Annotated in this window: 14 protein-coding genes; 9 read left to right on the top strand and 5 right to left on the bottom strand. The window is 40.6% G+C overall.

The genetic code is table 11. The features are described 5' to 3' along the window. Position 1: 1 nt before the first annotated feature. The 3 genes from ACGLYD_RS13135 to ACGLYD_RS13125 all read left to right on the top strand — a co-directional run bounded on the left by ACGLYD_RS13135 (position 2) and on the right by ACGLYD_RS13125 (position 2,287). Positions 2–349 carry a cytochrome C oxidase subunit IV family protein gene (locus ACGLYD_RS13135; protein WP_067211550.1) on the top strand — a complete coding sequence of 116 codons (348 nt, stop codon included), beginning with the start codon at positions 2–4 and terminating at the stop codon, positions 347–349. 406 nt (positions 350–755) lie between these two features. Continuing rightward, on the top strand, positions 756–1,679 hold the full coding sequence (gene ctaG / locus ACGLYD_RS13130; RefSeq protein ID WP_067211548.1) for a cytochrome c oxidase assembly factor CtaG: 924 nt from the start codon (positions 756–758) through the stop codon (positions 1,677–1,679). A 146-nt stretch (positions 1,680–1,825) separates the two neighbouring features. Continuing rightward, the gene (locus ACGLYD_RS13125; RefSeq protein ID WP_067211545.1) at positions 1,826–2,287 is read left to right on the top strand and encodes a DUF420 domain-containing protein; all 462 of its coding nucleotides are present in this window, start codon (positions 1,826–1,828) and stop codon (positions 2,285–2,287) included. A 40-nt stretch (positions 2,288–2,327) separates the two neighbouring features. Here the strand turns inward: ACGLYD_RS13125 and ytvI are convergent, their stop codons facing one another. Together ytvI and ACGLYD_RS13115 are read right to left on the bottom strand one after the other, a co-directional pair. Continuing rightward, a complete protein-coding gene (ytvI, locus tag ACGLYD_RS13120; RefSeq protein ID WP_067211542.1) occupies positions 2,328–3,386 on the bottom strand; it encodes a sporulation integral membrane protein YtvI in 1,059 nt (352 codons plus the stop codon). A 134-nt stretch (positions 3,387–3,520) separates the two neighbouring features. Then, positions 3,521–3,886 (bottom strand): YugN family protein, encoded by a 366-nt coding sequence (locus tag ACGLYD_RS13115; RefSeq protein WP_067211539.1) that lies wholly within the window; start codon positions 3,884–3,886, stop codon positions 3,521–3,523. Between the two features lie 234 nt (positions 3,887–4,120). Between ACGLYD_RS13115 and ACGLYD_RS13110 the strand changes: the two genes are divergently transcribed. Next, positions 4,121–5,191, top strand: a complete 1,071-nt coding sequence (locus tag ACGLYD_RS13110; protein WP_399628338.1) for a CAP domain-containing protein — start codon at positions 4,121–4,123, stop codon at positions 5,189–5,191. Positions 5,192–5,204: 13 nt separating this feature from the next. Here the strand turns inward: ACGLYD_RS13110 and ACGLYD_RS13105 are convergent, their stop codons facing one another. Beyond that, a complete protein-coding gene (locus ACGLYD_RS13105; RefSeq protein WP_067214025.1) occupies positions 5,205–5,936 on the bottom strand; it encodes an aspartate kinase in 732 nt (243 codons plus the stop codon). Positions 5,937–6,046: 110 nt separating this feature from the next. On the opposite strand from ACGLYD_RS13105, the gene ACGLYD_RS13100 reads away from it, so the two are divergent. Then, positions 6,047–7,486: a UDP-N-acetylmuramoyl-L-alanyl-D-glutamate--2,6-diaminopimelate ligase gene (locus ACGLYD_RS13100; protein WP_067211534.1), complete on the top strand. Its 1,440-nt coding sequence runs from the start codon at positions 6,047–6,049 to the stop codon at positions 7,484–7,486. A 57-nt stretch (positions 7,487–7,543) separates the two neighbouring features. Then, positions 7,544–7,984, top strand: coding sequence for a YlbF family regulator (locus ACGLYD_RS13095; protein WP_338655768.1), 441 nt, complete (start codon positions 7,544–7,546; stop codon positions 7,982–7,984). Positions 7,985–8,168: 184 nt separating this feature from the next. Here the strand turns inward: ACGLYD_RS13095 and ACGLYD_RS13090 are convergent, their stop codons facing one another. Then, a complete protein-coding gene (locus ACGLYD_RS13090) occupies positions 8,169–9,080 on the bottom strand; it encodes a glycerophosphodiester phosphodiesterase family protein (protein ID WP_340740449.1) in 912 nt (303 codons plus the stop codon). A 647-nt stretch (positions 9,081–9,727) separates the two neighbouring features. Between ACGLYD_RS13090 and ACGLYD_RS13085 the strand changes: the two genes are divergently transcribed. After that, on the top strand, positions 9,728–10,000 hold the full coding sequence (locus ACGLYD_RS13085) for a YlbG family protein (RefSeq protein WP_067211526.1): 273 nt from the start codon (positions 9,728–9,730) through the stop codon (positions 9,998–10,000). Between the two features lie 3 nt (positions 10,001–10,003). On the opposite strand, the gene ACGLYD_RS13080 is transcribed toward ACGLYD_RS13085, so the two are convergent. Then, positions 10,004–10,399: a methylthioribose kinase gene (locus tag ACGLYD_RS13080; RefSeq protein WP_399628333.1), complete on the bottom strand. Its 396-nt coding sequence runs from the start codon at positions 10,397–10,399 to the stop codon at positions 10,004–10,006. 96 nt (positions 10,400–10,495) lie between these two features. Here ACGLYD_RS13080 and ACGLYD_RS13075 point away from each other — a divergent pair, with 96 nt between their 5' ends. Then, positions 10,496–11,935 carry a hypothetical protein gene (locus ACGLYD_RS13075; RefSeq protein WP_399628330.1) on the top strand — a complete coding sequence of 480 codons (1,440 nt, stop codon included), beginning with the start codon at positions 10,496–10,498 and terminating at the stop codon, positions 11,933–11,935. Next, positions 11,932–12,480, top strand: coding sequence for a 16S rRNA (guanine(966)-N(2))-methyltransferase RsmD (gene rsmD / locus ACGLYD_RS13070; RefSeq protein ID WP_338655773.1), 549 nt, complete (start codon positions 11,932–11,934; stop codon positions 12,478–12,480). Before ACGLYD_RS13075 ends, rsmD begins: the two co-directional genes overlap by 4 nt.

The following is a 12,480-nucleotide window of genomic DNA, read 5'->3' as shown; positions in this document are numbered from 1 at the left end:
TATGTCTGACGTTCAAGTTTATAAAAAGTCACCAGCTGAATTTAACTTAGGTCAAAGACGCGCACGTAAGTCAATGCGCGGTCAGATTATGATGTTCTCGCTTATGATTTTCTTAACGATTATGTCATTTTCAATGGTTATGGCTTATCAAGCTGACGTAGCTGGATTTTCTAAGTATTTGATTATCCCAACGCTTCTGCTTTTTGCAGCTGTGCAAGTTGGCTTACAGTTGTATTACTTCATGCACATGAATGAAAAAGGACATGGTATTCCACAAATGTTCATGTATACGGGAGCCATTTTTGGATTCATTGTTGTGTTAACGTTTGTAGCAATTGTTTGGTGGTAATATCAATAGACGAGAAAGCCTATGGAAGATTTTATTCTCCATAGGCTTTTTCTTTTTTTAAAAGCTTAGAAAGTATAAGTTTTTCAACATGGAACAGTGTCTAGCTCCAACCGCCCGGAGGCCCTCAGAAAGTGGCGCACTTAGGCTGCGTTTCCTCCTAGATCATAAGCCGTTCATTCCTCCTTGGTAGCTTCTTGACTACCTCCTCGTTGGCCAAGTGAGGAGGTAGTCAAGAAGCCGTTTAAGACAACAAGGGGAGCTCTTAGACTGCCTTCCTTTTCATATCTGCCTGTTAGGGCTGGACGGCGCCTTGCACTTTTCTTATCAATTGTCATAGTTCGTACATTGAGTTACACCGCTATTAGTTTTATAATAAAGAAAGACTTTAAAAAAGGGAGCGATGGCAATGCCTTTAAGTATATTTGGATTCCGAGCTTTGTGGAGTCCGTGGTTCTTACTAATTATCATACTTGGTATGGCCTTATATTTATTATTGACGACTAAAATGCGTCATCGATTTCAGGATACGTATCCCGTTACAAGAAAACAAATAATCTTATTCATGTCCGGGATGGTTATACTTTATGTTGTCAAAGGTTCACCTGTAGATTTACTTGGACATATCTTATTTTCAATTCACATGGTTCAAATGGCGGTTCTATTGCTTGTGGTTGCTCCATTAATCATGATGGGGATTCCTAACTGGATGTGGAAAAAAGTTTTTGATATTGGGATTCTTGACCGCATAATAACTTTCTTTACTAAACCGATTCTCAGTCTATTGGTATTCTGTGGTATGTTTTCCGTTTACCATATTCCACTTATTTTAGATAATGTGAAATTAAGTGCTCCATTGCACACAATTTTTACTATCACGTTATTTGTTGCGGCGGTGTTTTTCTGGTGGCCAATCATTAATACGCTGAAGGGACAGCCGAAGCTTCATGGCTTGAAAAAAATAGGTTATATTATTTTAAGTGCAATATTGATCACACCTGCATGTTCCCTTATCATTTTCGTAGATGTACCTGTTTATGAAACATATAAATCTGGCGAATCTTGGTTACGGGCAATGGCGCTTTGTGTGCCCGCAAGTACACTTTCAGGATTAGCGGGCTTAGGCATTTCAGGTCCTGAATTATTTACCAATATGCCTACATTAGTTGATCAGCAACTTGGTGGAATTATTATGAAAGTGTTCCAAGAAATCATTTATGTTGGTGTCCTAGGTAGTATTTTTATTAAATGGCATAGAGAAGAGCAGGACAATGCAGAAGAAATTACTGCCAACGCGTTATTGGAACGTCAAAAAATGACGTTATATAGATAATAGGCTATAAGTTGAAAATCTTAATACTTATATAAACAGCGAAGGCACCTTTTAAGGGGAGCCTTCTGTCGCCAACAGATTCAATGGGATTATTTAATTCAACATATACTGATATAGGGAAACTTTACAAATCGGGGGAATAATGAATGAATCTGCCCTTTCTACCTACAATAAGTACGTTTTTTATTGTTTTATCAGCAGTGCTAGTTGCAATAGGATGGAACTTAATTCGTAAAAGGAAAATTGAAGCGCATAAGAAAACGATGCTGGCAGCCGCGGTATCAGCAATTCTTTTTTTAATCATTTACGTTTCGAGAACTATATTGGTTGGTAATACGTCGTTTGGCGGTCCGGAGAATTTGAAAATCTATTATACGATTTTCCTTATTTTCCACATAATACTTGCGACAACAGGAGCAGTATTTGGTGTGGTGACGATTAATGCAGGATTGAAGAATAATTTGGTCAGACATCGGAAGCTTGGTCCAATCACGAGTGTTATTTGGTTCTTCACAGCAATAACAGGTGTTGCTGTTTATTTACTTCTTTATGTTTTTTATAAGGGTGGGGAAGTAACGTCAATGTTTAAAGCAATTCTTGGTTTTTAACGAACAAAACGCTTTCACAAATATGTGAAAGCGTTTTTGTTTAAATCCTGAAATTGATTTTGAAGATTCCGGCTTCACGGGCTGTTGTAAAGAGGATGACTGCTAATGGTCCAATAAATAATCCGAGGAAGCCGAATAGCTTCAGTCCTAGAAACATAGCGATTAGTGTTGGGAGCGGTGATAAGCCGATTTGAGATCCCATCACTTTAGGTTCGATTGTACTTCGTATAATGAGTAAGATTGCTGCCAAAATCGCAAGTTTCGTTCCTGTTGCGATATCACCGCTGATGAACTGATAAAGTGACCAGGGCGCAAGGACAATAACTGATCCGAGGATGGGGATTAGATCGATAATCCAAATTGTGAGGGACATGATGAGTGCATATTTAGGTGTAATTAAAAACAGTCCGACAAAAGCAACTCCAAGAATAATAAAACTGACAATAAACTGTGCTTTCATAAAACCGAAAAAAGCAGAATTTAGTTTAGCGATTATGAACCGTGCTTTTTCTGCCGTAGAAGTAGTCAAGTGTCTAAATAACATTTTCTTTAATTCAGGTAATTCGAGCATAAATAAGAAAAGTACGATGATATAAACACTCAAGTTGACAAGGAAATTTGGAACTTCAGTCATTAGAGCCATAATCTTATCGTAACTGAGTAAACCCAGAATTGATTCTTGAATAGATTCGAATATGTTTTTGAATTCTTTCTGTATTGCAGTGACAACATCTTTTGGCATTCCAGATGTAAATTGGAATAATTTGCTTTGCGCATCAATCCAGACGCCGGATAGCGAATTGAAATAGTCAGGTGCTACCTTTGTGAAATGTATGATTTTACCCACTAACTGAGTGACTGCATAATAGAAGAACAAAGCTAAAATAACTAGGATAAAAATGAACACTGAAATGACCGACGTTTTTCGACTCCATTTAAACTTTTTTTCGGTAAGTCTAACGATTGGGTCAATCAGTAAAGCCGTAAGAAGTGCAAAAATGATTGGTATTGATATCGGAATGATAAAGATGAAAGTTATAGTAATAAAAATTATAATGAGTATGATACTAATGTTTCGTGTTGTAAGCCATTTTGCCAATGGTTATTCCCCCAAACTATTCACTCTTTCAATTATAGCCAAAATATGGGCAATTGATTAGTCGGGAAAAGTAAAAGGGTAAATAAACATAAAAAAACCAGAGAACATTGAGTTCTCCGGCGGTTATTACATAGTTACTTTTTAAGATTATAAGGCTGTAGTGCTTCGCTTACTGCTTTTAGTGTTGCAACACAGTCTTTGACAAGGCTTTCAGGGAAATGTTCCCCTTCGCCGTATTCAACGCCATGTGGATAGTAATGCTTGCCGACAACTGGTTTTTTAAGGATCATAGTCGCTTGGCGTGTATCAACATCGCCATCAGTTGTATAACTGAATACGCGCAAATAAAACGTGCCTTCTTTGATCATATATTTCTTATCAAATGTTGCGCGTTCGTAGTCCCATTGACCTGCGCGGACAAGGTCGTGTTTTAACATGATTTCATCAAGTATTGATAAGTCAGTAACAATATTTTCAATGCCTGTATCTTCAATATACATAGTTTATATCCTCCTTATATATCGTTGAGCCAATTCCCTATACCTATTTATAATAGAACAAATCACCAGCAGTTGCAATGACAACATTGTGTCAACAAACGTATGATTTAATAAATAAGATAATACTTAACATTTTTCACAGATAGACGAAGTATAATGAAAGAAGAAATCATTTAGTAGTATTATCCTTATAAGAACTGACTAAACTTTATACTCAAGAAAGTAGGTCGAAAAATGAAAGCACTTTGGAAAATAATAATTCTACTCATCATCGTCCTATTGATATTTTATATTATGGATGATCGAGTGAAAGAAAATAAACCGCTTGAGTCGCCTGTGAAACATGGGACGGCGATCCCAGTGCCTGGAAGTGGGGATGGTTTACCGCTACCGCAAGCTGCACGGCCTGAATCGGGCCTGTCCCTGTTTGTCGGTAAGAATGTAGACAGTCTATTTGAGCAGTTGGGTAAGCCAGATCGAATTGAACCCTCAGACTATGGTTACGATTGGTGGATATACGATAAAGATCAACAGTTAATGGTAGGCGTTTGGGAAGGGAAAGTAAATCAAGTTTATACTGCGGATTTATCCTCCGATATTGAGCCTTTTGAGATTGGGCAGGATGTGAAAGACATCTATCGATTTACGATTGTTGAGTCAGAAGTGGCTGTACAAATTGGAGAAAGTATCTATACATTTACATTGAACGGGGATGATGTGAATAATAGGCTGCTTATTGAATATGAGAATGTCTATGCGCAGCTTTATATCGACGGTGTGGATGGGGAATTGGAAGCGATACGTTTTATTGATCCAATTACACTAATTTTGCACCAGCCCTATGACATGGCTTATATGGGGGAAATCGTTAGTGCGGATCGTCCATCGTCAACAATGCAGATGGAAGTAGATCGTGCAATGGAGCGTCAAATCTTCAGTTTAACTAATATTTATCGGAAAAACCATGGATTGAATGAACTTTTGAGTGATTACGATCTTGCTGTTGTAGCACGAAAACATAGTGAGGATATGGCGCTTGAAAATTACTTTTCCCATGAATCTCCTGTGACCGGTAATCTTGCGGATAGGTTAAAAGAGGCAGAAATTGAACATCGTAAAGCACGGGAAAATATTGCTTTCAACTATGTGGATGCAATTGAGGCAGTCCATGGTTGGCTTAATTCTCCCGCGCACCGTGATGTCTTGCTTGAAAAGGAAGTCACACATCTAGGGACAGGTGCATATGGAAAATATTATACACAGGTTATGATTCGTGAGCTTGCAGAAGAAAAAAGGCAGCAATGAAGTTCATTGCTGCTCAAGGAATAATCCAAGTTCCTGTCTCCGTACTGGCGACACCTCTTATATAAAGAGGTGTCGCCGTTTTTTTTGCATGTAATGCAGCCCGTTTTTGAATGATTGGCCTTTCACAATCTAGAAGTGGTATGAAATCGTCCAACTTCAGCAGGTCCAGTTTACGGGGGTTCTCCACTTTGCGCGGATCATGAGTCATAACGCCAGGTACATCTTTAAAAAACTCTACATGGGACGCTTGGAGTGCTCCTGCAAGCGCGATTGCAGACAAGTCGCTGCCACCTCTCCCAAGTGTCATGACATGCCCGTTGTTATCGATCCCTTGAAAGCCTGGAATAATAATACAACGGGTTTGTTTAAGGTTTTCAGCAATGGACGCAGGGTCGATGTGGTCAATAGTAGCATCTCCAAATTCTCCAACAGTCATTATACCAGCCTTAATGCCATGCAGGACAATGTTGGGGACACCTGCTCGTGTTAGTTCGGCTGATATAACTGCGGCAGCAATGAGTTCGCCACAGGACACTGCAAGGTCGCTTGCGGCTGCTGAAGATGAAAAAGCATCCGTAAGCTGAAGAAGGCTGTCCGTCGAATAAGGATCGCCGTAGCGACCAATAGCAGATACGACAACAACGACATCGCCAAACTCATTTAGTCCATCTTTTATATGGTTAATGCAATTCAATCTCATTTCTTCATTTTTCATTGCTACTCCACCGAATTTCTGGATGATCATAAGGCTCCCAACTTTCTTCGTGACGTTCATTGAGTTCTTTTCATACGATAAAGTATGTTCGCTCTCAATATATTCATTTTCACAGAAAAATGTTCGGGAAGGGGAGAGTGGTGCTGTTTTTAACGGAGCTTATAAAAGACTGGCCTTGTACAGTCAATGGCGGGGAACTCAGGACTGTTGTCACGGGAATAACCGAAGATTCTTCACGGGTAAAGAAAGGATGCGTGTTTGTAGCCAGAAAAGGTAATCAAAGCGATGGCGTGAAGTATATTAAAAAAGCAATTGAACAAGGTGCTGCAGCTATTGTTATTGATAGAACAAATTTGACAGAAATACCAGCTGATGTTGTTGTCATTACGGTTTCGGATTGCACAAAGTTCATGTCTCATGCAAGTGCGCAATTAGTTGGTAATCCTGCCAAAAGAATGAAAATGATTGCGGTGACTGGAACAAATGGAAAAACGACAGTTACACATTTCATCGGTCAGTTATTAAGCAAATTTGGAAATCGGGTGGCTGTTATCGGTACGACAGGCATTTTTATCGATGGCGTTAAGATTGATTATGAATGCCCCAAAATGACAACATTACCCGCGGAATACCTCCATCCTTTATTAAAGAAATGTGTTGATGAAAATGTTAGTCATATTGTTCTTGAAGCATCATCACTTGGATTGTCTTCGAATCGTTTAGATCATTGTGATATCGACATTGGAATACTATTGAATATTGGGACCGATCATTACGAAGAACATGGTGGAAAGTTTGCTTATATCAATGCGAAAAAGCGTTTAATTCAAATGGCGAAAACATTCATTGTTAACAATGATGATAAAGAATGTGTGAAAATGGTTCAAAATGCAACTGTTCCACTGGTTTATTTTGGGACGAATTCGTCAGCTGACGTCCAAGTCCCAGAACTAAAAATGAATCCTGATATACTGGGTCATTATAATCGGATGAATACATTAGCAGCAATTAGTGCACTTCTTGTCCTTGGCTATTACTTAGATGATATTTTGCTGCACTGCGAACTGTTACAGCTTCCAGAAGGTAGATTGCAGCAACTAGAGCGGGATGGTGTAAAAGTTTACGTAGATTATGCTCATACGCCAGATGCGCTTGAAGCGGTACTGCAAACGCTATCCAATTCGTGTTATGGGAGACTGATTACAGTCTTTGGGTGCGGCGGCCAACGAGATAAAGGAAAAAGAGCTGAGATGGGTGAACTCGCTGTCCTGTATTCTTCAATTGTCATTGTTACATCCGATAATCCAAGAAATGAAGATCCTAAAGCAATTATTTCGGATATTATGGAGGGTTTCGGAGGTGAATGTTCGGCGATTGAAGCCGAACTAGATCGGAAATATGCAATACGAAAAGCGATTTTTTGCGCGGCGCCGGGTGATATCGTCCTGATTGCTGGAAAAGGTCATGAAAAATCGCAGCACACGGCTGATGGTCTGATACCATTTTCTGATCTCGAAGAAGCAGCACGTGCTCTTTCTGAAAAAACGTTTTTGGATATTAAAGAAATAAATATGGAATAGATGCAAGTTTACCACCTCTTCTGTTATGATAAATGGATGATTGGAGGGGATCATTCTATGATGACAGACGAATGGATCACCATCATTGAAGATGCAGAAGACTTAACGGCAATGTTGCTCTCTTCTGAAGCGGTAGCTGAATACCGCAAAGCCCATGATGATGTCTATTCAGACAAAGAACTTGTGAAGTCAATTCAAGAGTTCACGGCAATGAAGGAACGTTATGAAGAAGTTCAACGATTCGGAAGATACCATCCGGATCATAATATAGTAATGAAAAGCATCCGCGTACAAAAACGTGAGCTTGATATGAACGAACGGGTTGCGGCTCTTCGATTGGCTGAGAATGACGTTCAATTTATATTTGACGAAATTGGTTCAATTATCGCTAAATCGGTTTCGGATGAAGTAAAAGTTCCGGCTGGCAGTGCATTCTTTTCCGACTCATCTTGCGGAGGAAGTTGCGGCACCGGCGGAGGCTGTTCGTGTTCGGCTTAAACAAGAAAAGCGGAAGGCGCCGTCCAGCCCCGAAAGGCATAAGACGGTTTGCGAGGAGGCGTACTTCAGCAGCCCCACAGCAAAACGACTTATGACCCGAGGGGTTGGCGCCTGGAGTCTAGACATAAAAAAAACAGGTTGCATCCATGTCGGAAAGTCGACATGGATGCAACCTGTTTTTTGTTTAATCGCCTACGTTTTCTTGGACAATTTTCATCGCGACGGTCGGTCTGTCTGTGATGAAACCAGCTGCTCCAACATGTAAAAGTTTAACGAACGACTCTTTATCATTCACACCTTCAAAATAAACTGGAATATTAATTTGGGTAAGAAACTTCATGAAACTTTCAGTGCCGAGAGAAAATACGCCCAGTTTTTCTGGAATTCTGAACAAGTCTGCACGGGGACTATAAAGATGACCGAACATGCTTGTAAAAGAGGCGTATGCTCTTTTTACTTCGTTATCACCCGCACCGGTTGCAACTTTGTTTTGTGCGTACAAGTTAAATCTGTCGGTCTGTTCATCATATGAGCTTGTTACTGCGACACAGTCTTCAGCACCCAGCTCTTCAAGAAGTCTCCAAAGTTTGGAAGGAATCAAGCTACCTTCGTATGTATCAGGAGAATCTTTTAGATTAATAACAATTAGCATATGCGGAAACTTCTGTATTAGTTCACGAAGGGTAATAATTTCTACGTTTTTTCCACGGTAAGAATGATTTCCATCCTCATCTTCAAATTGATAACCTGCATCAGCCATTTTCAATTCGCTAAGGGTATAGTCGGCAATTCTTCCAGAGAAATCTGTTGTTCGATCTGCAAATTCATCGTGAAAAACAATGATTTCCTCGTCTTTTGTTAACCGGATATCAACTGCAAAACCATGTACGCCAAGCTCGGCCGATTTTGAAAATGCGGCCAATGTATTCTCAGGAGCCTCTGCTAGTCCACCTCGGTGGGCAAGAATGACTGGATTATCGAAATCGAGTGCTTTTTTACCTTCACGTGGTACCGGTTTTGCGACAACTTTGGAAGCTGCCCACGCGGCAACGCCTGCCGCACCTACTGTAAGGACCACATTTGTTTTTCTACCCATTTAGTTTAGATGCCTCCTTAAGAATCAGCTCTATTTTTCCCATTATAGGGCAAAATATTGACGTTGTCAGCAATATTCAGTGTCCAGATTCAGGCGTCTTCCGCCTTCCTTCTTGAATATAAAGGCAAAGAGCGCCTTATATTCAAGTCCTCCAGCAGGGTGGGATTGAACTGCATCCCACCTACTTGTCGCATCTAGCGGGCGCCTTCCGCTTTTCTTATTGTCCAGCTTCAGGCGTCAGCCCCTCGAGTCGCTTCAGTCCCCAGGATAAAGGCAAAGAACGCCTTTTTCCTGTGGCCCTCCAGCGCTTGTCGGGGCTACACGACGCCTTCTGCATTTCTTATTGTCCAGCTTCAGGCGTCAGCCCCTCGAGTCGCTTCAGTCCCCAGGATAAAGGCAAAGAATGCCTTTTTCCTGTGGCCCTCCAGCGCTTATCGGGGCTACACGACGCCTTCGTCTTTTCTTATTGTCCAGCTTCAGGCGTCAGCCCCTCGAGTCGCTTCAGTCCACAGGATAAAGGCAAAGAACGCCTTTTTCCTGTGGCCCTCCAGCGCTTGTCAGGGCTACACGACGCCTTCTGCATTTCTATTGTTGCAGGGCTTTTCAGTCCTATGGTATTGTATGGGTTAGGAAAAGAGGGGAAATCTATGATCGATCGTCAAGGTATTATTGTCTATCTTCATCATTTAAAACAAGCAAAGTCATTTCGAAAATACGGTCATGTCCATTATATATCACGCACAATGAAGTATGTTGTCCTTTATTGCAATATGGAAGATGTCGATACGGTCATGGGGAAAATAGAACGTCTTCCATCTGTAAAAAAGGTTTTGCCGTCCTACCGCCCATTTGTGAAAACGGAATACGAAAATGCCAAACCGGATAAAGCGAAAGAATATGATTATAAAACCGGGTTATAAGAACTATCTTAATGGAGGGAGCAGCTTGTTGATACGCAGAATACCAATTGTGTATTGATAAAACAACTCAGTTTCCGCAAATACTGAAGAGTTTTTCAACTCGATAACTGCTGGCGTGCTCCCAACTTTCTCTGCTGTTTCCTCAAAAAGTAGCCTTCTTTTTGATTTGATGGTATTCTGCTGGATAATTCCTTCCCGGCAAATGTAAATAGGCATGAACTTACCGTCATTTGCGGGTTCGAAGGCTGCCGCGAGTGACAGTGCATGACCTGGAGGTGTTTCTGAGGATAAGATGAACGTCCTATGCAGGCGGTCGCTATTCGACTTGATTAATTCGCATAGTTCATAAACATCTCCATATCCTTCGCCAAGCTCTATGAATCGTTGATTTAATATCATACATAACACTACCTTTCTAAATACGTAAATCTAGACTTATCATACCATTGTGAGCGCCAAGGTGCATTCATCAATTCGTCCTCGGGGGTGTAGGATTTGAAATTTATCGTAAGGACTATGTTTCTTTTACTGATTGTGAACGGTCTTCTAATTTATATGCATTATTATCAAGCGGTAGGCGCAGACAGTAAAGAGCCTAGCGTTGTAAAGTTCACCCAAGAGATTGAAGTGGTAAATCGTCCCGATGCTCTTCATATCCGCCAGCATTTCAGTGGCTTATTGGACATGCGGTATGAAATTGTTTGGCCAAAAGCCAGCACCAATCGATCTTGTTATCTTGCGGACGCAACATCCTGCAATCGAATGGATGAGAATTCTATCGCTTTTCTTGAAGGGGAGAATGGACGACAATCCATTTCGTATGAAATACCCAAAAAAGGACCTCTAAAACAAACAGCTCTATTCAACGAACCGTTCGCTACACTACATGCTTCTTCTGCCTCGTACACATTATTCCATATGACTGATGAAACAGGGGTTGGTGGATTATGGGTAAATGGTTTGGAGCGAGTGGGTACTAAAAAAATGACGAACATCAATTATTCATTATTCCGTGGCAAGGGAGAAGTCAAGGAACTTTATTGGCAGCGGAATAATTTGCCTGTGCTCTATGCTGGGGATAGGCTCTCGGTATTTGGGGAAAGCGGCAATACTGAGCAACTTGGGGAAGTGGGTAACGTACTTAAAGCAATTGATGCCAATCATTCAACGATTGTAATTGATGATACACGTCAGGCTGTTAATGCTACCCGGTTTATCGTTTCAAAAAATGCGGATGTGGATAAAGTATCGGTTCGATTGCTAAGGGAAAGTATGTATGCGCGTTTTACAATACCCGAAAACGAACGCATGACGGCCGAACTGGTAGCTTCGATTCTAGGAGAAACGCCAACAGGACTCGGGAAATCACGTAAAGCTTATCAAGTCCTTACTGAATCAATTACAGTAGAGGAACTTGGGAAATTCAAAAAAGTGTTGAATAATATGACAGGGCAAGAGCTTAATGCATCTGTTTTGGACGCGATAGCCGGAGAGATAACAGGCTTTAAGACATCTTACTTTACGAAAAATATTCATGATGATACAACTGCTCACCCGTTTCTTATCGAAGATCCACGGGAAATCAAATTTGATGGCACTAGCACTACAGATATTCGAATTCTATTGAAGGATGGAAAGACCCTGTATCCAGCGAAGAGAATTTTAAACCTTGCGGGCTATACCATCAAGACGAATGCGCGGTCCATTTACATTGAAAATGGCATCAGGAAATTTAGATTTCCTAGGAAAGAACTATTCTATGTCTATAATGAACAAAAATACGATGTTGTAACTATGCCATTCGAAGTACTGGAAGGTGATTTATATTTTGAAGAGAGTTGGTTTAAACGGTTGTTCCTATTAAGTGTCGAGAAAACGGCAGATACGATTGATATCATCAGAATGTCAACACTGGTAGAGGAGGGCGACAAGTGAGAGTTGTTGCAGGAACTAGAAAAGGTATTCCCTTGAAATCTTTACAGGGAACGGATACACGCCCGACATCGGATAAAGTGAAAGAGTCCGTATTCAATATAATCGGGCCTTACTTTGATGGTGGAATTGCCGTAGAATTGTTTGGGGGCAGCGGATCTCTTTCCCTTGAAGCTTTATCAAGAGGAATCGATGAGGCATTCCTATTTGAAAAAAATGTGAAAGCGTGTGCGATTATTAAAGCGAACGCGGAAAAATGCCGATTTACGGAAGAATTACATATCAAGCGTGCGGATGCTAGAAATGCGGTTAAAGTTTTGCAAGCGGAAGGGAAGAAAGCAAAACTTCTTTTTATCGATCCCCCATATGCGGAAACAGCATTTTATAATTTGGCACTTGAATTTGTAGAAGCAGACCTTCTGACTGAAAACGCTGTCATCGTTTGTGAGCATGAAAAGCAATTGGAATTACCAGAAGCGTACGGCAGTTATAATAAGATAAAAAGTTCAGTGTATGGAAATAGCGCTGTATCTATTTATGAGAAATGA

This window comes from Sporosarcina sp. SG10008 (assembly GCF_044569405.1).
GTDB lineage: Bacteria > Bacillota > Bacilli > Bacillales_A > Planococcaceae > Sporosarcina > Sporosarcina psychrophila.
The sequence above is the reverse complement of the archived record's forward strand: the minus strand, read 5'-3'. Positions and strand labels throughout refer to the sequence as shown.